This window comes from Anaerostipes faecalis, from assembly GCF_018982945.1.
GTDB lineage: Bacteria > Bacillota > Clostridia > Lachnospirales > Lachnospiraceae > Anaerostipes > Anaerostipes faecalis.
The window spans coordinates 105,093-124,853 of the sequence record NZ_JABRXE010000001.1 but is presented as its reverse complement, the minus strand read 5'-3'; the positions used below and the strand labels follow the sequence as shown (position 1 = coordinate 124,853).

The window sequence follows — 19,761 nt, the reverse complement described above, 5'->3', positions numbered from 1 at the left end:
CCTCTTTCTTTTCTATTTCTGTATAATGGAAACAATCGTAGCAATTTCAATTTCATTAATATATATTTGAAACTCTTGTTCCAAAGGTTCTAATAATTTTTTTACTTCACTAACCAGTTCTCCATGCTTCTTAATAATATCTGAAGCAATAAAATTCACTGATGGCATCTGATGATTCTGAATCTTGTCAATGACACATACAATATGAACGATCAGCCCTATTTTCTTGTCCTCATCTAAAAAAATATTCATCGTATATTCTAATCTCTCGATAAATTCCAATAAATATTTTCTCATTTTATCCATATCCATCTGCTGAAACTGCTCTTTCAAATAATCAAAAGCCTCTTCAACACCATCTTCCTTCTCTTGCTGATTACTAAATAATGTCTCAAGTGCAGTAACATTCTGATGATATACGTTTTTTATTTCTGCAAAAGGATACTGAACAAGATTTGGATCATAACTTCCAACAATCCCTATGATATTTCCCATTTCGGATATACGGTTAATCTCGTTATAAAGAAAATTCATATCATCTGTTACTATCGTATGAATATCTGTTTTCTCAGGATTGAAATGGCCTGTTATATATTCCTTCGCATCGTCAGCCTCCTGCTGCTTGTCTGATAATATGATCAAAATGTCTTTTGTACCAGATTTTCTAAAATATTGAAAGTTTTTAAAATTCTCCTGAAGATACTCAAATATTTCATCCAGACTGTATTTTTCTGCCGCCTTATTGCTACCAACAACGCCAAGGAGAGTAATCGGCATTTCCAGAAATTTCACGGAAATACCTGTTTCATTTGCAATAGATTCCCCCATTGTCCGAATAGATCCCATGTCATAAATCAAGATGATTCCTTTTCCCTGATTTATTTCCATCATCTTTTCTTTCAATTCTTCATAAGCAGTATGGATATTTTTTTCCAGTGACAGATCATATGCATATGTCGTCCGCTCATTTGCCATAACATTGATAACTTCTGCAATAGAACTGGCAGAGCTATTTCCATGCATCGCAATTAGAGTAACTACCTTATTATGCTTTTTTTTCACACTTTGAATTAAGAAAAGCATAATGAAGATTATTTCATCAATATTCATATGAATCTGGAATTCCTGCTCAATTTTTCCGACAAAATCCTTGGCAAGCTGATGTTCCCTTGGATAAGTCGTTATAATCTGCTGAATTTCCTCATTGGATATCCTTTGTTTGGCAGAAACATTTACCAGGCATGCATTTACATGAAGACACAATGCACAGAATAATTTTTCCTGAAAATCTGTTTCCAACTCCTGTTGAACATTATTCAGAAATGCTTCCACCTGTTGTATCAGTTTGTCCGATACTACTTTCTTCAACTGTTCCCTGCCCTGGATTTTCCTGGAAAGTTCATCATAGTACTTTTGAAAACCTTCTCTTAATTTTGTTGAAATAATGGTGTCGATCTCTTCCTCACTTATTTGTTGTTCTTTCAACTCCCTTTTTTGAGCATCTATTGATTGATAAATGTTGAAGTTTCCCTGATTTTTCTGATTTTTCAGTACCGTATCCTCGGTAAAAGCATATTTACAATCACTTGTTATCAAAGCATCCACTTCCTCTTTTTTCCCTCTGTAATAAATAATGCCTTTTCGAACATAGTTGGGAAAATCAGAAAGCAGCACTTCAATAAAGCGATTTCTGCTCTGATAAGACCTTGCATAACAGTTTGCACATCCTGTATGCACATCATTTTTCAGTCCCCTGATATTTCCTTTCACATCATAAAGAAGTAATGCATGAAGAATACTCGAATCTACTTCCAGATTTCTCTTCATCCTTTTTGCTTCCTCATGGAAAAACTTTTTAAGGAGTAAAAACCTTTCCTGTATCTTTCGTTTCTGCAATGATGGAATTTCTATTACAAAATCTGCATTTTCTTTCATTGACTCATATTCTTCCTCTTCCAGGTCTGCCGCAACACTAAGTAATAAAATCCCTCTATTTTTTTCAGAAAATACTTGTTTTCTCTCATAGCTATTCAAATATTGTATATTTTCAAGCAGCAACATACCATTTTCTGATTTTGAGAGCAGTCCCCCTTCCTGTGCACTTCCAAATAATACTCTGATCACATATTCTTTGTTTTCCTTGAATGACTTGCAATCAAATGTCATCATTGATTCTCTTTTTTTTATCACACCGGATTTTACAGCGAATTGAAAAGCGGTTTCTGCAAAGTATGTAATCCCACTTCCTCTTTCTGCAGTTAAAAGGATGGTTGATTTTCCTTTGGGATATAAAATTGCAGCCTTAATGGATGCTATAGCTTTTTTTAAAGATTGATCATATCCAATAAGATCTTTGAAACAATCACCCTGTACTGTATTCTCATCAGCATACTGATACAAAACCGGACGTCCATTATGCTTGATCAGTTTTCCTTCTTTCACCAGCTGATTTAAAATACTACTTAAGTTTGTTCTTTGCATGTCCAATTTCTGGGATAAAAAGTTTGTGGTGAATCTTGGATACTCATCATGCTTTAAATCAGATGAATATTCCATAATAAATTCATATACCTTTTCTTTTTTATTTTGTTTCATAACAACTCCTATCCTACGCTGTTCTCACCAGCTGCCTATACTATACTTTTTTTCCTTAACCTTCTCAAACGAAAAAAAGGCGGATTTTTTTATACACTCTGGCTATTTGAATTCATAGCGTATATTTTTCTTTGCTGATTTTTTATTATTTTATACACTTATTGTATATTTTATGGTTGAATCTGACAAGTGTATAGTTATTTCCTTTATTCAAAAAAACAATTATACACTAATCCACTTTTAAAATTATAATTTTTGCGAACTTACGTTCGGATACTTCTTGTATCTTTATGAAAAATATGTTACAATTTTTAGAACATAGATTCGATTAGCAGCAAGAACGCCGAGGCGTTCTTGAAGAAAGGAAATGATCATGGAGATTACGACACAGGATTTATCCTTGCAGGAAAAACTGAATATTTTAGCCGACGCAGCAAAATATGATGTGGCATGTACCTCCAGCGGCTCTAATCGAAGAGGAAAGAAAGGATTTTTAGGTAATACCGAATCCTGTGGCATTTGTCACAGTTTTTCATCTGATGGCCGTTGTGTATCATTGCTGAAAATTTTACTTAGCAACGAGTGCATCTTCGACTGCAAATACTGTCTGAATCGTTCTAGCAATGACCGTATAAGGACAACCTTCACTCCAGAAGAAATCTGTACCCTTGTCATTGAATTTTACCGCAGAAATTATATCGAAGGACTATTCTTAAGTTCCGGCATCGTTAAAAGTCCAACTTATACCATGGAATTAATGTATCAGGCGGTCTATCTATTAAGAACCAAATACCGCTTCAATGGTTATATTCATGTGAAAGCTATTCCCGGCGCACCAGAAGAACTGATTACCAGTACCGGCTATCTCGTGGATCGAATGAGTGTAAACCTGGAACTGCCAACTATAGAGGGATTGAAAGAACTGGCTCCCCATAAGAATCCCAGAAAACTGATAGAACCTATCCGCCAGATCCAGCACGGCATTACAGAACATCGGCTTTCCGCAGGTAAAGATCCCCAGATGGAACGTTCCTACGGAAACCGCTACCTTAAGCATACAATTTTTCAGGATTCTTCCAGAAAACAGTTGGAATCCCACAGATTCATTTCTTCATCCGGCAGGAAACTCCTTCCATCCGGAAAACCGGCTCCTTTTGTTCCCGCCGGTCAAAGTACCCAGATGATCATAGGGGCAACCGGAGAAACCGATCTCCAGTTACTGTCTACCACCCAGAAACTATATCAGCAATATGATCTCAAACGGGTTTTTTTCTCTGCATATGTTCCTTTGAATGAAGATTCTGCTCTGCCAGACCTGGAAACCGCTCCTCCACTTCTTCGAGAACATCGACTTTATCAGGCAGACTGGCTTCTTCGCTATTATGGATTCCACGCAGAGGAACTACTGACCATTGATCGTCCAAATTTTAACATTATGCTGGATCCAAAATGTGACTGGGCTCTCAGACATCTGGAACGTTTTCCTGTGGAGGTCAATCGAGCCAGCTATGAAGATATTCTCCGTGTTCCTGGCATTGGTACAAAATCGGCTTATCGGATCATCAAAGCCCGGCGTCAGGGAAATTTAGACTTTGACCACCTGAAAAAAATAGGCGTAGTCTTAAAACGAGCAAAATATTTTATTACATGTAACGGGAAAATGATGTATCGGATTTCCATCGACGAGGATTTTATAACAAGACAGCTAATTGGCGAAGATGCCAGACAAAGCTGGGAGATTGACCATCCACAGACATTCCGTCAGCTTTCTCTTTTTGATGATTTTCATTTTGAATCTGAGGTGACTGTGGAAGACTCCAGAAAATCCATACTTGGACAAATGTAGAAAGGATGTTTTTCATGACAACAATATTTACTTGCCATGACCAATTTGATGATATGATGACCTGCATCTATGATGCCTGGGCTTCCCGTCTGGGACACTCCAATGTGCGTCTGCTAACAGAACCTGTAGGAAATCTTGAATTATTCTGTGAATACAGACACGTTGATGCTGACTCTGATAAAACAACCAGTGTCATTCACTCCATACAAAAAAAGATTTCTTTCAAAGCTTACCTTATGGTATATCGGGCAGCCATGTCTGATCAACCGGATAAGTTGGATGCCATATACAGATTTTTAGTCGCAGGTTTTCATTATGGAGCAAAAATCACTGATTATCTTAGAGAACCGGTGGTGATGAGAATGTTTGAATTAAACCGTAAAGTTGGAAATGAAGCTCATTATCACAAGGAATTTATCCGTTTTGCCAACATGCAGGGAAATGTTCTTGTGAGCCATATTGAGCCTAAAAGCAATGTTCTTACAATCATTGCTCCTCATTTTGCTGATCGAATGCCTTCTGAAAACTGGATGATCATCGATGATAATCGCTACACAGCGGTAGTACATCCCAAAGATCAGGAATATTATCTGACCGCCCTTTCGCAAAAAGAAATGGACCAGCTGTCCCAAGAGACAGATGACCCATTTGTTGACTTATGGAAAGGTTTTTTCCATTCTATAGGTATTAAAGAGCGTTATAATCCAAAATGCCAGAGAAATATGCTGCCACTGTGGTATCGAAAACACATGACGGAATTTCGTTAGATCTGTTTTTTGTATAAAAGAGTTATTTCGATATTTTGATACCAAACAAATATTATTTTCTATTTTTTAATACATACTCTAAAAATGCCTGACATCCCTCTTTTACATCTCTATAAGTTTCGTCAAAATTTCCTGTATACCATGGATCTGCAATATTTCCCGGATGTCTGGAAAAATCCAGTAGTAAGTGGATTTTTCCTTCCGGATCACTTCCAACCATACGTTTCATATTTTTCAGATTAAAATGATCCATTCCGATCAGATAGTCATATTCTTCATAATCTTGTTTGGTCATCTGCACAGCATAATGTTTTAAAACAGGGATTCCAACTTCCCGCATTTTCTGAACGGTTCCGTAATGTGGTGGATTGCCTATTTCTTCTCTGCTGGTTGCCGCTGAGTTTATGTAAAATTGATCTTGTAAGCCACGCTTATTCACCATGTCCTGGAAAACAAACTGAGCCATGGTAGAACGGCAGATGTTGCCGTGGCAGATAAAAAGTACTTTTATCAAAATATAATTCCTCCTAAAATGCCGTATCTTGCCTCGATTTGCACCGATATACGGCATCATTTTTCTCGTGTATTTTCAGTTTCTCTGTCACAGTTTTGCCGAAACAGGGCAAAATGGAGCAAGTTACGGCAGGCTGTAGTAGTAAAATGGTAGTAAAAATCGGGGTGTTTTACTACCGCTAAGATTTTATTTATCCCAAAAGTGTTTTATCTTATACTGCCATATAGCTTTTCTGACTGCTTTATCAACTTCTTTGGCTCTCAAATTACGCACTTCTGCAGATTGCTTGATATCTTCCATAGTATCATATTTTGAATTATAAATTTTAATAAACATTTTTATATAAGTTGGATCATAACCTAAATAATCTAACAGTTCATTCCAATACATAGCCATAAAACGCAAATCTATAAAATAAGTAGATAACCTATTTCCTAAATCGTTTAGTTCCTTTTCATTTTTCTCCAATTCATATTTTTTGTATAATTCCTTGATTTCCGGATAATTTTTCCTCAAATTTGGCAATCTATTTTTTATATTATTCACAATACTAAGCAGCTTAAAATTTAGATTAATAAGAAAACAAGACTGTACTGAATCAATAAGAAGATCATTATTTTCATAAGACAAACTCAAGGTGATTATATCCACATCACCACTATTCTTTTTATAAAATTCATAAAACATCAATGACTCTCTTCTTCTCTTATCAAGCACATCTTCATCCGGCATTCTTTCCACTTTTTCAGGGATTTCGTCCTTCAACTTACAATATATTTCTATTCCATCATAAACATCTTCTATAATCTCATTACATCTAAAATCCTTCTTCAGCATCTTTTTACTATGATAAACCTGAGTAATATAAATAATCAAAACCGCTAAAATACTACATAAGATGCTGCTGACATACGAATTCTTCATAATTGATACTATCGTTTTAAATACAACACATGTACTAAGTTCCTTAAAAACCTCTATTTTAATTGCAATTGCTATAAGTAGCATGAGACAAATCATTAATAACACAAACATTACCTGTCTATACAAAGATTTTTTCAATAATTCACACCTCCATTACTCCAGCCTTTTAATCTTTCATTGGTGCTAGAATATAAATAGTACAAGTCAAAATGAGCATTCTAAATCTATTAATTCATGGTACAATGTAAGTACCGCACTGAAGGAGGATCTCATTATGGCAAAGCACTATGACAAACAATTTAAACTGGATGCAGTCCAGTATTATCATGATCACAGAGACTTAGGACTGCAGGACTGTGCATCAAATTTAGGAATCAGTCAGCAGACATTATCACGTTGGCAGAAGGAGCTACGTGAGACAGGTGATATTGAATGCCGTGGTTCCGGTAATTATGCTTCTGATGAAGCAAAAGAAATCGCACGATTAAAACGTGAACTTCGTGATGCACAGGACGCTCTTGATGTATTAAAAAAAGCAATCAACATTCTGGGAAAATGACGGAAGCCATTGATCTCGAAGTTACTGAGAAGGCAGAAACTGCCCATAAGGCTGGACGCCGGGTTTCTGTCTCCGGAATATTGAAATATCTCGGCGTTTCCCGTTCTGGTTACCGTGCATGGCTAAAACATGTTCCTTTAAACGCTGAACAGCGTCGTGAAGCGGTAAAAGCCAAAATCAAGGATATTTATGATGAATCAAAACAGAATTACGGGCCCCAAAGATTACCAAAGAACTGTATCGTAGAATCCAGAAAGGCGGATTGCTGATGGCAAGTTAAGATGAGGAAAACCTCATTTTAACTTGTACTAAATCTTGACATAGGACCAAAATGCTGTTTTGTAAAGTTTGTCCTCTTTTGAGTCAGAGGCATTAAGAAGCGTGGCTATTTCACTAAAGTAATCATTTATTCGCTTATACGCACCTTTGAATTCGGGAACAGCAGATACCTTCAAACGCATAAGATTAATAAAAAATCTACTGTCATTATTCAGGACACAATCAAATACCCCCATTTTATCTAATTCATCGTCCAAACCAAAATATTCTGAAACAAACATCCCCACACCTCCACAATATTTTCATTCTTCCAACATTGCCAGATAGCTGTCTAACCTTGTATTCACATACCCAGCAAACAACTTTTCCATTGTATTCAGATTATGATTTACATGATATTCATCAAAAGCATTGTAATAAGCAACCCGATCTGTAAATTTAATATCAATCGGCGGATATCCTGCTTTCATCAGTTCCAGATTTACAAGCAACCGCCCCGTACGACCATTACCATCTATAAACGGATGAATGCCTTCAAATTCAATATGGAACCGTGCAAGTCTGGGAATGATATGCTCGGTGCTGTTTCTATAAGCTTCCAGCAACTGCTCCATCTTAGGTTGAATAAGATAAGGCTGTACTGGTTCATGTTTTGCCCCCATAATTCTTACTGGAACTCTTCTGTAAACCCCACGGTCATCTTTTTTATCCGCCAGTACCAGATAATGAATCTGTTTTATCACACTCTCCGATAATGGCACTTGCTCCTTTACCAGATCCCGTACAAAATAAAAAGCTTCTTTATGTCCGACCGCCTCCATATGGTCTTTGAGAGGTTTTTGATCAATCGTGAGACCACGCAGCACCATATCTGTTTCCCTCAAGGTTAGCGTATTACCTTCAATAGCATTGGAATTATAGGTATACTCCACCACAAAGTCTTCTGTAAGACGCTCAACCTCTCCTTCTGTCAATGGTCGCCTGGTATCCAATTCTGCTTTCTTTCGGTCAATCATCTCTAACAGACTTTCTGCAGACCTATATCGACCATCCTCCGGTTTCTTTGCCTCTTCCGGAATCTTCCAACTACGCCCCTCACGGATAACTCCCGGAATTTTTCCTTCTGAGCATAAAATTCGTACTCTTCTATCTGAAATTCCCCATTTCTCTGCCGCTTGTTTCACTGACATATACATAAGTATTTCACCTCGCTTAATTAATAATATATCCCATTATCGGAATAATAGCAACGTTATCGGAATAATATTTAGTGTTTATCGGAACAATAGAACAAAGCGGACAAGTCCGGATCAAAACTTTCACATTTTTCACTGTTCTTTCCTCAGTAGTAGTAAAATCGTAGTTGTCTTCTGCCTTTCCTGCCCCGATTTGCCGCATTTCAGCCGCCAAAAGCCGCCAGGCAACTCTCTCCGACTCCTGTCATAACGAGTTTATGGTACCTGGTACTATAAATTCTTAAACTAATTTTAAAGGGCTGGATTCCTCAAACACTGGAATCCAGCTCTTGTTTATACACAGATCAATTCATTCAACACCATTTCTTCATAATCGCTATTTGGCGATTACAATAAATGTTCCAGATATACTAAATTTAAATTCAATTTATTTTCTATCAAAATAAAAATGGCGAAGTGCTTATCGTAACACTCCGCCGAAAGCCTAACCGGTTTGAGCATAACAATGCTTGGTTAGGTCTGCTTTATTATTTTATGCAGCTCTGCTGCATTTATACACTTAGATGTGCTTTCCAATCCGCCGGAAGTATCCATGAAGCAAGCATTTTCTGTGATGGATTTACCAAATTTCTTTTTTTCGATTTATATTGGTAATTAGCCGCTAATATAGAATACGAACTTCCAGTACCTGTTTTCAAATTCTTAATTATTTTCGATAGCGTACCAAATGAAAGCACTTCAACAGCTGCCCATACAGGCACCTCTCCATCATGATTGTCAAAATTATGTTTGATAAACACATCATTAGAGCGAGCAATTTCTGACGCTACGGTAGACATATTCTACCAATACAGTTTTTTCTCTTTAAAAATCGATGAATCCTGCAAAACAAGTGGTTCTCCGTGTATAAGCAACGCTTCCACTAATCGTACTCTCAAAGCCACTTCAATCTTGGAAATCATTGAAAAAATCAAAGCAGATAATTCCTGATCAAATTGATACAATTTTAAAATATCTTCAAACTTTGTTCCCGGAACATACTTCTTTGTAGCATTATCATATAATTGGAACAAGTATCCACGCAAACGATAAAATCCAACTGACTTTAATGCCTTTTCTACGTCCGCACGAGAAGTAATTACCATTCCTGCATCAATATAAGATTGTACCTGCTGTGCTATTGTTAATATTTGTTTCGGATATTGATATATAAAACACCCCATAAATGAAAAAGTCCCACCGGGTTGCGCATGAAAAATCAGAGGCGTGGTGGGTTCTGTTACTATCATTATACAACTTTTATTGCGGCCGTCAAGATTCCTTTTTCAAAAAAGAATACAAGCTCCCACTATTTCATGCAAATTGCAAATAACAGTGACAACATTTTTCTTCCTCCCTTATACTGGTATACTCAGCTCATCAAAATGAAATAAATCGCCAAGTGATGTTCCTATTGGCTTTGTATTAAATGCCTCGATTACATTTTCCAGTGCCATTTTGCAGAGCTCCGGAATTCTAACAATTCTCAATAAAGCAGCTGTATTTTTCGCATCATCTAAAGCATCATGCTCTTTCCCTGAAAAATCTACTCCTGCATACATTACTGCATCTTTCAAGGATACTGCTTTAGATAGACCAAGTGTTTCTCCATATTCTTTCTGAAAGTCCTGAAAATCCTGTAGTAATTTTGTATCTTCTTCATTCAGACAGATTCTTTTTAATTCTATTTCCTTTGTAATCTGTTCATAGTCAGATTCGCTCCACTGGTAAATATGAATCTCATCTTTAATGCTGTGACACCAGGAAAAGAACTGTTCCATTGCTTCTGCAAAAACAGGAGCGTTCTGCACCATCTTTGTCGAAATACCGGTTAATTTCTCAAACTTTCTTTCAATCCGCTCATTATATTTAGGTTTCACCAGCGTATTAAAATATCCGATTTCCTGATATTGGTCATCTAACAAAACAGCACCTATTTGGATAATCTCTCTTCCGCAGATTATCTTTTCATCTTTAAACTTCTTGTTCAGTGCATTCATTTCCAAATCAATTACAATGTGCTTCATAACCATTTCTCCTTCTACTTTCGTTCCTTCACTGGTTTCAATGCTGACTTATTCCGAATTCCCAGATTTTCACTGAATTCCGGGTTCTTTTCCATTTTTTCAATGATTCTGATCAACTGCATTCTTTTTACTACATCCATCCCCACACCTCATTTGCTCTTCCTTATCCTTGCTGTTTTTCTATGTTTTCAGTATAATAATTTTGTATTCAGAAATACACGTTGGAGGAGAAGACTTAGACACGTGTATTTCTCCAGTTTTGAGAAATGAGGGAGAATTATTAATGGGTAAACAATCAACGAGAGAGAACAAAAATATATATCAGCTGTGCCGGGAAGCCCAGGGGCTCACCCGTGAAAGAGCAAGTGAAAATATGGTAGGTGTATCTGCCTCAAGAATTGAAAAAATCGAATATGAGTTGCAGGAGCCGACACCTTACGACATCATCCAGATGGCCGACTGTTATAAAAGACCGGATCTTTGCAATTACTACTGTTCCCACAAATGTACCATCGGTGACCGTTACGTTCCAGAAGTTGAGATATCCGAATTATCCAATATTATTCTGGAAACGATCGCCAGCCTAAATGAAATCAATCCATTGACCAGCCGCCTGATTCAGATTGCACGGGATGGAAAAATTTCAGATGATGAAATCAAAGACTTTGCGTTTATCAGCAAAAAACTGGATGAAGTATCTCTAGCCATTGATTCACTAAATTTGTGGGTGGATAAAACCGCCAGTGAAAATAATATTAATATTGAACTATTAAATGCTGAAAAAGAAAAACTGAAATAGCAGAAGAGGGCAGTAGTTTACGGAAATCCCGTAAAACACTGCCCATTCTAATACCCTGTAAAAGAGTATGAATCATTTTATAGTTGTCTGAGGATTCCCTCAACTCTACGATTCTTGGATTCTGAGTTTATGAGTTCTTTAATCCAGAAATTATTTGGTAATTACAACTTTTCCCTCAGAGTCAAGTAATGGAGTAATCCCACCTGCATATCCCGATTTCCAAATCAAATAGTTCACACCAGTCTCATGATCTACTAAAATCTGACGAACACCCGCATCTTTTAACTGAGAACCGTCAACAAAGACAACCTCAAATCGTTCTTCTTTTTTTGCCATATTTCAATTCTCCTATAAATCTTGATTTACTTTCCTAATGTGTTGCTGTTTTTCGCTGCGGCTTTTGCACTTATCGTATTTGTCGATTCAAACAGAGAAGAAGTCGGTGCAACCGGACTCATCAGAACTCTTCCTGTTCCACGATATACATTTACAAGGCCTTCTCCACTGACTGCGGATCCTACCAGTGTCTTTGTCGTCCTTTCAACAGTAAAATCAAGGTTGGATGACCAGCATACTGCCAGATTTCCATCAATTTTAAGCTCATCATTTTCCAGTTCGACCTCAATCAGTTCATTCTCCGGAACATTACATTCCAGCGCAACCACACCGGTTCCCTGAAGACTCATATTGAACAGCCCTTCTCCACCTAATACAGCGGAAGAAACATTTTTCCTGGCAATGACATTTCTTTTCACGCGGGCATCACAGGCAAGGAACATTCCATCTTCAATGGTCATACCAACTGCTCCCCATTTCGATACATCCTGAAGGATAATATATTTGTATGTAGGCTCCAGTACTAGGCATCCTTCTCCAACATATTCCGGTTTCACAGCAGATTCTTTGGTAACAGCACCTTTTAATGCTTTTCCAAAAAGATCTCCGATTCCTTTTACACCGGATGTTGCCTGAACACTTCCTCCCATCCATTGCATAGAACCTGCCTGAATAACTGCCGAATAATCTTTGCTAATATCAATGACAACCTGTCTTCTTCTGACATTCATCTTACTCATATAATACTCATCGATTGCATTCATGGGAGATACACTGGCATCCTGTACATATTCCAATACATGGAAATTGTCCACTGTCTTAATAAATTTTCTGTTTTCATTTTCAAGATTTACAATTCGCATAATCGTTTTCTCCTCTCTTTTACCTTCCATCTAAAAATTCAAATAGAAACCCATCTGTTCTATAGGGAAATTATATCTTCTATATCCAAAAAAATATACAATTCATATGTGGAAATAGAATCCTGTATTCCACTATTTTTGAGAAATCCTCTTTTCTATTAATTTCTCCAACGATACCTCAAACCTTTTATCATCTTCCTCCGTCCGTTTTGCCGGACCTTTCAAATGATGCTTTTTCTTTGCATTTCTGACTTTCTTTGCTAGATGACGTTCCATCAGTATCTGATCGATATTCTCATTTGTATACCATTTACCGCTCTGATGAATGCCATAAGCACCTTTTCCCAGAATCATTGCAGCCACACCATAATCCTGTGTTACAACAATATCACCTTTCTGGCATAAACTGACCAGTTTAAAATCTACTGCATCTGCACCGTCTCCCACTGTGATCACTTCACTGTAATCCGAATATAAAACATGGTTTGTATCACATAAGAGAATAACTGAAATCTCATATTTCTTTGCTGTTTTTTCTACGATGAACACCACCGGGCAGGCATCCGCATCTACTAATATCCTCATCTTTTCTTTCCTTTCGTCAGATCATAACTTTCCCCAATCATACGCTGGATATCTTTATCCGGAACACAGCCATCTAGGATAATAGAATTCCAGTGTGTTTTGTTCATGTGATAAGCCGGAACAACAGATTCAAAAGCATTTCTCCAGAATTCTCTCCATTCCGGATCACATTTCACATTGATCCAAATATGTCCATCTTTATCATAGATAAGCGCAAATGTCTTCTTATTTTCCTTATGACGCATAACACACCAATTCTCATCATGAAAAGGATAATCTTCATATACATCTTGAAATGAATGGCAAAATTGTATGATCTCCTGCCTTGTCTGCATAGTTTCCTCTTTTCTTTAACCTTCCTCTCCCCGGATCGGAGCATCGAGTTTATAGTACCTGGTACTATAAATTGCATACATCTTGGTTAACAAACTTTCTAAGAAGTCTCTATTATCCACATCATCTACCAGAAGCATTTCTTTTGCACCTTCCAAGTAAAACATTATTATTTGGGTACGTTCACCTTACCTTCAATAATCTCCACTCTATTTTGGACTAACAGCATGTCAAATGCACTATTAACAGCCGCTGTAATATTTGGAGTCATTCTCTGGTAATTGTATGCACGAGCGCATTCCACACATAATTGCTCCTTTGTCAGACCAACACTCTTGGTCAAAACAATATACATAGCCTCGGCTAATTCATCAATTGAAACGTGGTTAATCTTCCTAGTATTCTTTCTTGGCACTATTTTGGTATAGCCTTCAGGATAATAGAAATCGCCTTTATTGATAACCTTTCTTCCAAGCTGTCTCAAACAGTAATCCACTTCTCTTTTAACTTTTACGGTTGCTTTCACATTACCGTATAGCGGTGCCATTTGCTGACAAATCAAATCATAGTGAACAGGATATAATGTATTCACGATCTCCATTACACAATCCGTACCGGATAGGTATCCGTTTCTTTGAGATAGTTGATTGAAGGATACTTCTTTCTCCTCAGCTAATCCATATGGATTTTCCATGTCTTCAATACTTATTACCTTTTCTTCGAATGAAACAAATTCTTCGGCTGTGGATTCCTGTTGGATAATACTTGGCTCCTCAACACCATAATCCGCAATAGCTTGTTCTATCACTTCTATCAAACGCTCGCCTTCTGTAATTGAATCTTTAATCCAATCGGTAGACCAAATACGATAAATTTTCCATCCCATATTCTCCAGAACGTCCTGTCTTAGACGATCACGCTCTCGAGCCGTTTTTGCCGAATGATAAGTTGCACCATCACATTCAATTCCAAGAACATATTGACCACTGATCGTTGGATGCTTGACTGCCATATCAATACGGTAACCTGAACATCCCACCTGCGTTGCCAATTTATATCCCCTACGATCAAGAAAATCGTATACAGCTTTTTCAAACGGCGAGTCATGCTGTGTAATATCGCTTTCAGTAATTTCTCGTTCCAATGAACTGATTCCGTTAATCGCAAAATCAATATACGCCCTTAAGAGTTTCGGTCCTTCCGCAGAGATACGATCTATATCAATATCTGTAGGCAAAATAGACCCCACTAATTTAATATTGTATTTTGCTCTTGTAATAGCTACATTTAGTCTTCTTTCACCACCAGACTTACTCAGAGGTCCAAAATTCATGCGTAAAATGCCCTGGTTATCCTTTGCATATCCAACACTAAAAATAATAGTATCTCTCTCATCACCCTGAACATTTTCGAGGTTCTTTACAAAAAACGCTTCTTCTTTCTCTTCGTTAAAGAAGGTCTCATATTGTTGGTTCTTCATACGCAGATCTCGAATCGCCAACTCAATTGCTTGCTGCTGAACCTCGCCAAATGCAATTACTCCTAACGAGCGATTTGGAAATTTATTAAAATGTTCAAATACCATTGCAGCAACTCGCTTTGCCTCAGGAACATTTCCTTTCTTACCACCGCGATCATAGAATCCTTCTCTAACATACACATATTCAACACCATTATCAGGAACCTTATCAACATTCGAAGGGAATGTAATTAGGTTGTGATGATATATTTTTGCATTTGAAAAAGCAATCAGGTGCTCATGACGACTACGATAATGCCACAAAAGCGTTCTTTCCGGAAGGAGATTTGCTTCGTCCAAAATTGATTCGTATGCTGTCGTATCATCATCTTCATCATCTGTATCAAAATCATCTGTATCTGATGTCGATGTTGTGAAAAAACTTGTCGGAGGAAGCTGTTTACTATCACCGGCAATAATAACTTGTTTGCCTCGAGCAATAGCACCAATTGCATTCTCTGTACACACCTGAGATGCTTCGTCAAAAATTACTATGTCAAACTGATAAGTATCGGCTTCAAGGAAAAGACTAACAGACAACGGTGACATCATCAAACATGGTTTCAAAACCATCAGCAGATTAGGAATCTGACGGAACAGCTTACGAATAGGCATAATTTTTCTTTGTTTGCTGAGTTCTCGCTTAAGAATACCCATTTCGTCCATTCCACTTGTGAACTTATCAAGTAACGGAAGATTATTTATCAGTTTACTCTTAACACGTGCCTTTGCAATTTCAAACTGTAGCTTATCCAATTCTGAAAATTCACGAATCGTGTTTTCCTGGTTTAATCGTCTAAAGTTCAAGATTGCAGGGTATTCCGGAAGTACTGCATCAAGCCATAGCCTGAAGAATCGCTTCTGGAAAATCGGAAGAATCTGGTATGGTTTAAACTTCTGCTCCTCAAATTTTTGAATATATTCTCCTAAGCCCTCTTCTGTACAATTCTTTCGTGCGTTGACAAAATCTATCCATTCTTCAAGCAAAAATAATCCATTACAACAACGCTTGATTCTTTCCGAAAGCGTATGAAGATTCACCGTCTCATATGTCTCTGATTCATCAAAAAGACTTATAAACCACTTGAACTCATAGCTTATATCTTGAAGCATCTGATCAATTTGTGTTTCGTATTTTCCGCAGTTTTCTATCACATTTTTATCAGAGCATATTCTTTCAATAAATTTTCCATTTGGTGAATACAGTGCTATTACTTCTTTAAAATGTACGGCCCATGTAAGGGCACTACGAACCTCATTCCAGGATGTAGCCATTCCGTCATAAAGGAAGTCATAATGTGATTTTAATACTGTTTCTTTAGAAACCAAAATGCGTATCATACTTTCCAGGACATTCAGAATATCTTTACTCTTAATGATGGCACTATAAGTAGTTAAGTAAGCATCGACTTGCTTAAAATCTGTATCCTCATAAGCAAATACACCGTCCATCACAGCCATAAATCTCGAAAGCAGGCTATTGCATTTTCCTTTCTCATGATCTACTTCCTCCAATGTTTGAAGCGCTAAAAATACATTTTCTGCAGTTATATCAACCGCTACATTCTTATAATATTTGCGAAGGAGTACACCGTCCTTTAGTAACTTTTCTCTGCTCTTTGCAGACCATTCAATAACCTTAATGACATCTCCCCATGAAGTATCAAGCCCCCTATATAAAAGGCCATATTTACCAATCATGTTTTCATCATCTGGAAGAAGCTGCTCAATAATAGTATGCATTTCACTTACAGCAGCAACAGCATTTTTCATTTCCACGTACATATTCAGTACATGTTGCATTGCCGAAAAATCTGTGTCTTCATATCTGAATTTTTCGCCAAATACGGAAACAATATTCTTACATTCATTGTCAATATCCGTACGAATCTGAGCTATTTCTTTTATCGTTGAAAGCACTGCAACAATTTCATCATCTTCCAGCTTAGATGATGTGCTTTTGTACAGTAGTTTCATCTGTTTCTGATCCGCACGATAACTACCTTTAAAGATTTTAAAGAAAGATGTGTATTCTGTCTTAAATCTTGCCAACATGCCCTCAAAATCAATGTCGAACACGCTTCCATCATAATTTTTAAGCACATTAGTTTTTAATGCTTGTATTTCTTCCGCTTTTTTTGCCGCAATAGCGATTTCCCTTTTGCACGAATCAATTAGATTTCCAGTATCAATCCTAGACATTTCCGAATGCTCAGATATATGACGCTGTAAACATTCAAGTTCAGAGATTATGGCTTTATATGAAACTAATTGATCAACATCCGAAATTGTATACTCTCCATTAGTTAAAAGGATTTCTGCTATCTTCTTTAACGTATCTTTTGCCTTATTAAAGGCTGTTTGCTTTCCGTAGCATTCTTGTGCACAATCATACAGAGTGTCAAGATCTTCCAATAACCAGTTTTTCGGCAGAATTACAAAAGGTTGCGAAGAAGCACTAAAACTTATTCGGTTATTTCTTTGAACATCATGCAATAATTCAAAATACGACTCCAAATAACCTGAAAGTACCTGCTTATAATCAAAAGTGAAAATATCAGCAGTAAACAAATTTTCAAGTCTTGCTTTTATCGAACGTATCTGTTTTGCTTGATCCTCTGCAACACTTCGCTCTCTTTGTAATAAAACAAATTGTTCCTCATGTGCTATTCTAGAAAGAATTTCTACACTCTTAATACATTTTTCAAGAATTTTCTGTTCACCTTCAATACTATCCACACTATTAAGATCGCACATGCAACGTTTTTTCAGAGAACAAATGCCTTGATTATTTACCTGGAAATACATATTTTGAAGGTCTTTAACTTTATCCTCATATACTCTTGATTCAGCTTCAAATAACTCAACTTCTTCCATGAATGGCTGAATATCATCTTCGGTTATCCAACTATATGGAATTAATGGAGAATTCTTTGCCACCGCAAACAACTTCTTTGCATCCTGTAAACGTGCATATGTACAATCATAGTTTAACGAAACGTCCACAAACATTTCATCAGTTGTTGAAGCAACTTGTCTTAATTTGCCTTCCAACTTAGGGAACCGTGCATTTACATCATGTCTTAACTCATTTGAAACAAATTGAACCACAGATCCACGCCAAGGATTGCTATCAAAATCCTCCGACATTTTTCCAATAGTATTCTTAAAATCAGTCAGCACATAAAGATATCTATTATACTTTTCAAACGAGGTATTCCTGACATCAGAAATACTGAAAATAACTTCTGGATAATCGTCAATGCTGGCAAGGATACCATTAACCTGATAAATAGTCATATTTAACGGCGCCACATTCGCAAAAATCTGCTCCGCATAATCATTCAATTTTTCTTTATCTTGATATAAAGCCTCCAGTTTCATAATGGCATCATCGCTTAACTGAGCCTTGTTTTTTGCAAGATTTAAAGACGCACGCAACTGTTCCAGGACAGCTTTTTTATTTGCCTTATGGCTGTGCAAAACAAGACAAAAATCATCCAGACCAGCAGCTGTTAATCTTTTGTGTACAACATCAAGTGCAGCCATCTTCTCTGATACAAAAAGGATTTTCTTTCCATCGGCTAAACACTCGGCAATAATATTAGTAATGGTTTGACTCTTTCCTGTTCCAGGTGGCCCCTGAAGCACGAAGCTTATACCCTTTTTTGCACACAGAATGGCTTCCTGCTGACTCGAATCAGCATCGACTACCTGAAATACATCAATAGGCCTCTGCATTTTATCAAAATCAAAATCGTTAAGATCTTCCGGTATATGCTGAACCGCTGTATGATCCCCTGCAATCGCACGTACAATTTCGTTTGAAACAATATCATCTTTATTTCTATTAAGATCACTATACATATTAATCTTCAAGAAAGAAAACAGACTAAGGCCTACATCTTCTGATATTGTCCAATTATTGTTTTTAATAGCTTTATTTGAAGCATCTAAAAAGCTTTGTAAACCTGATTCATCATCGTATTCTGGAAGAGAAATACCAAAATCGCTTTCCAACTTATATTTCAATGCTGGGTTCACAACAATTTCATCATCTGTCATCTGTAATACAAATGGATCTGCAATTGATTCCACTGTAAGACTAACTGGAACAAGAATAAGAGGTGAAACAATCTGATTCCTACTATAATCAGCCTCTGTCCATTTCAAAAAACCAAAACCTAGATATAAAATATTGATACCTTGTTCTTCGATTGCCATTTTGGCTTTGTTTCGTAGATTTCTAAGAGTTTTCTGAAGTTCTTTTACAGTCTGATTGGTCTGCACTCCAGATGTGAGTACCATTTCTTCTTCATCAATTATATCTTCTTCATCTGTTTCACTTTCTATTTCGTCTTCTTGATTTTCAAAGTACATAGGAAATATCAGAGAGTCATTTTTCTCTACAATACTATCCCAAAGGTCAAAGATCCCCGGATTTTTGATTGTAAGAGTAGATCTTTTTGTTTCTCTGTAATTTATAAGTCTGTTGCGTTTCCCCAAATCCAACAGCTTATTCTTCCATATTTCAACTTTTTGGTCCAATTCTAAAGGCATGCTGAGTCCCTCCACATTTG

Annotated in this window: 19 protein-coding genes and 1 pseudogene; 5 read left to right on the top strand and 15 right to left on the bottom strand. The window is 36.9% G+C overall.

From position 1 onward, the window contains the following. Window positions 1-12: 12 nt before the first annotated feature. A complete protein-coding gene (locus KTB61_RS00600) occupies window positions 13-2,595 on the bottom strand; it encodes a PRD domain-containing protein (protein ID WP_216696586.1) in 2,583 nt (860 codons plus the stop codon). 373 nt (window positions 2,596-2,968) lie between these two features. Here KTB61_RS00600 and KTB61_RS00595 point away from each other — a divergent pair, with 373 nt between their 5' ends. Both KTB61_RS00595 and KTB61_RS00590 read left to right on the top strand, forming a co-directional pair. Beyond that, window positions 2,969-4,441, top strand: coding sequence for a putative DNA modification/repair radical SAM protein (locus KTB61_RS00595; RefSeq protein ID WP_216696585.1), 1,473 nt, complete (start codon window positions 2,969-2,971; stop codon window positions 4,439-4,441). A 14-nt stretch (window positions 4,442-4,455) separates the two neighbouring features. Further along, a complete protein-coding gene (locus KTB61_RS00590; protein WP_216696584.1) occupies window positions 4,456-5,208 on the top strand; it encodes a TIGR03915 family putative DNA repair protein in 753 nt (250 codons plus the stop codon). 52 nt (window positions 5,209-5,260) lie between these two features. Here the strand turns inward: KTB61_RS00590 and KTB61_RS00585 are convergent, their stop codons facing one another. After that, window positions 5,261-5,722 (bottom strand): low molecular weight protein-tyrosine-phosphatase, encoded by a 462-nt coding sequence (locus tag KTB61_RS00585; protein ID WP_269145765.1) that lies wholly within the window; start codon window positions 5,720-5,722, stop codon window positions 5,261-5,263. Window positions 5,723-5,908: 186 nt separating this feature from the next. Next, window positions 5,909-6,784 carry a hypothetical protein gene (locus tag KTB61_RS00580; protein ID WP_216696583.1) on the bottom strand — a complete coding sequence of 292 codons (876 nt, stop codon included), beginning with the start codon at window positions 6,782-6,784 and terminating at the stop codon, window positions 5,909-5,911. Between the two features lie 136 nt (window positions 6,785-6,920). Between KTB61_RS00580 and KTB61_RS00575 the strand changes: the two genes are divergently transcribed. Beyond that, window positions 6,921-7,205, top strand: coding sequence for a transposase (locus tag KTB61_RS00575; protein WP_216696582.1), 285 nt, complete (start codon window positions 6,921-6,923; stop codon window positions 7,203-7,205). Continuing rightward, window positions 7,202-7,474 carry a hypothetical protein gene (locus KTB61_RS00570; protein WP_230973556.1) on the top strand — a complete coding sequence of 91 codons (273 nt, stop codon included), beginning with the start codon at window positions 7,202-7,204 and terminating at the stop codon, window positions 7,472-7,474. Before KTB61_RS00575 ends, KTB61_RS00570 begins: the two co-directional genes overlap by 4 nt. A 39-nt stretch (window positions 7,475-7,513) precedes the next feature. On the opposite strand, the gene KTB61_RS00565 is transcribed toward KTB61_RS00570, so the two are convergent. From KTB61_RS00565 to KTB61_RS13110, 6 genes and pseudogenes are all read right to left on the bottom strand, one after another. Continuing rightward, on the bottom strand, window positions 7,514-7,765 hold the full coding sequence (locus KTB61_RS00565) for a hypothetical protein (protein WP_216696581.1): 252 nt from the start codon (window positions 7,763-7,765) through the stop codon (window positions 7,514-7,516). Window positions 7,766-7,786: 21 nt separating this feature from the next. Then, a complete protein-coding gene (locus KTB61_RS00560) occupies window positions 7,787-8,680 on the bottom strand; it encodes a Fic family protein (RefSeq protein ID WP_216696580.1) in 894 nt (297 codons plus the stop codon). Between the two features lie 16 nt (window positions 8,681-8,696). Continuing rightward, a complete protein-coding gene (locus KTB61_RS00555) occupies window positions 8,697-8,894 on the bottom strand; it encodes a hypothetical protein (RefSeq protein WP_216696579.1) in 198 nt (65 codons plus the stop codon). A gap of 337 nt (window positions 8,895-9,231) precedes the next feature. After that, window positions 9,232-9,825: pseudogene (locus tag KTB61_RS12960) on the bottom strand (Abi family protein). Between the two features lie 252 nt (window positions 9,826-10,077). After that, entirely contained in the window at window positions 10,078-10,746 is a 669-nt protein-coding gene (locus tag KTB61_RS00540) for a 3'-5' exonuclease (RefSeq protein ID WP_216696577.1), read from the bottom strand. A gap of 14 nt (window positions 10,747-10,760) precedes the next feature. Beyond that, entirely contained in the window at window positions 10,761-10,886 is a 126-nt protein-coding gene (locus tag KTB61_RS13110; RefSeq protein ID WP_269145764.1) for a hypothetical protein, read from the bottom strand. A gap of 143 nt (window positions 10,887-11,029) precedes the next feature. Here KTB61_RS13110 and KTB61_RS00535 point away from each other — a divergent pair, with 143 nt between their 5' ends. Then, window positions 11,030-11,545 (top strand): helix-turn-helix domain-containing protein, encoded by a 516-nt coding sequence (locus KTB61_RS00535; protein WP_075759205.1) that lies wholly within the window; start codon window positions 11,030-11,032, stop codon window positions 11,543-11,545. A gap of 150 nt (window positions 11,546-11,695) precedes the next feature. On the opposite strand, the gene KTB61_RS00530 is transcribed toward KTB61_RS00535, so the two are convergent. The 6 genes from KTB61_RS00530 to KTB61_RS00505 form a co-directional block, all read right to left on the bottom strand. Continuing rightward, window positions 11,696-11,881 (bottom strand): DUF6440 family protein, encoded by a 186-nt coding sequence (locus KTB61_RS00530; protein ID WP_075759206.1) that lies wholly within the window; start codon window positions 11,879-11,881, stop codon window positions 11,696-11,698. A gap of 26 nt (window positions 11,882-11,907) precedes the next feature. Beyond that, complete coding sequence (locus tag KTB61_RS00525; protein ID WP_075759207.1) at window positions 11,908-12,744, bottom strand: AIM24 family protein; 837 nt, start codon at window positions 12,742-12,744, stop codon at window positions 11,908-11,910. A 132-nt stretch (window positions 12,745-12,876) separates the two neighbouring features. After that, the gene (locus KTB61_RS00520; protein ID WP_216696576.1) at window positions 12,877-13,329 is read right to left on the bottom strand and encodes a YaiI/YqxD family protein; all 453 of its coding nucleotides are present in this window, start codon (window positions 13,327-13,329) and stop codon (window positions 12,877-12,879) included. After that, window positions 13,326-13,664 carry an MmcQ/YjbR family DNA-binding protein gene (locus tag KTB61_RS00515; protein ID WP_075759209.1) on the bottom strand — a complete coding sequence of 113 codons (339 nt, stop codon included), beginning with the start codon at window positions 13,662-13,664 and terminating at the stop codon, window positions 13,326-13,328. Before KTB61_RS00515 ends, KTB61_RS00520 begins: the two co-directional genes overlap by 4 nt. Before the next feature lie 15 nt (window positions 13,665-13,679). Then, window positions 13,680-13,829, bottom strand: coding sequence for a hypothetical protein (locus KTB61_RS00510; RefSeq protein ID WP_158024876.1), 150 nt, complete (start codon window positions 13,827-13,829; stop codon window positions 13,680-13,682). Window positions 13,830-13,831: 2 nt separating this feature from the next. Then, window positions 13,832-19,741 carry a DUF4011 domain-containing protein gene (locus tag KTB61_RS00505; protein ID WP_216696575.1) on the bottom strand — a complete coding sequence of 1,970 codons (5,910 nt, stop codon included), beginning with the start codon at window positions 19,739-19,741 and terminating at the stop codon, window positions 13,832-13,834. Window positions 19,742-19,761 lie beyond the last annotated feature (20 nt).

Excerpts from the sequence above, each read along its gene's own strand:
- KTB61_RS00600 (WP_216696586.1), bottom strand. The coding sequence starts at position 2,595 with ATGAAACAAAATAAAAAAGAAAAGGTATATGAATTTATTATGGAATAT.
- KTB61_RS00595 (WP_216696585.1), top strand. The coding sequence starts at position 2,969 with ATGGAGATTACGACACAGGATTTATCCTTGCAGGAAAAACTGAATATT.
- KTB61_RS00590 (WP_216696584.1), top strand. The coding sequence starts at position 4,456 with ATGACAACAATATTTACTTGCCATGACCAATTTGATGATATGATGACC.
- KTB61_RS00575 (WP_216696582.1), top strand. The coding sequence starts at position 6,921 with ATGGCAAAGCACTATGACAAACAATTTAAACTGGATGCAGTCCAGTAT.
- KTB61_RS00570 (WP_230973556.1), top strand. The coding sequence starts at position 7,202 with ATGACGGAAGCCATTGATCTCGAAGTTACTGAGAAGGCAGAAACTGCC.
- KTB61_RS00565 (WP_216696581.1), bottom strand. The coding sequence starts at position 7,765 with ATGTTTGTTTCAGAATATTTTGGTTTGGACGATGAATTAGATAAAATG.
- KTB61_RS00560 (WP_216696580.1), bottom strand. The coding sequence starts at position 8,680 with ATGTATATGTCAGTGAAACAAGCGGCAGAGAAATGGGGAATTTCAGAT.
- KTB61_RS00540 (WP_216696577.1), bottom strand. The coding sequence starts at position 10,746 with ATGAAGCACATTGTAATTGATTTGGAAATGAATGCACTGAACAAGAAG.
- KTB61_RS13110 (WP_269145764.1), bottom strand. The coding sequence starts at position 10,886 with ATGGATGTAGTAAAAAGAATGCAGTTGATCAGAATCATTGAAAAAATG.
- KTB61_RS00535 (WP_075759205.1), top strand. The coding sequence starts at position 11,030 with ATGGGTAAACAATCAACGAGAGAGAACAAAAATATATATCAGCTGTGC.
- KTB61_RS00530 (WP_075759206.1), bottom strand. The coding sequence starts at position 11,881 with ATGGCAAAAAAAGAAGAACGATTTGAGGTTGTCTTTGTTGACGGTTCT.
- KTB61_RS00525 (WP_075759207.1), bottom strand. The coding sequence starts at position 12,744 with ATGCGAATTGTAAATCTTGAAAATGAAAACAGAAAATTTATTAAGACA.
- KTB61_RS00520 (WP_216696576.1), bottom strand. The coding sequence starts at position 13,329 with ATGAGGATATTAGTAGATGCGGATGCCTGCCCGGTGGTGTTCATCGTA.
- KTB61_RS00515 (WP_075759209.1), bottom strand. The coding sequence starts at position 13,664 with ATGCAGACAAGGCAGGAGATCATACAATTTTGCCATTCATTTCAAGAT.
- KTB61_RS00510 (WP_158024876.1), bottom strand. The coding sequence starts at position 13,829 with ATGTTTTACTTGGAAGGTGCAAAAGAAATGCTTCTGGTAGATGATGTG.
- KTB61_RS00505 (WP_216696575.1), bottom strand. The coding sequence starts at position 19,741 with ATGCCTTTAGAATTGGACCAAAAAGTTGAAATATGGAAGAATAAGCTG.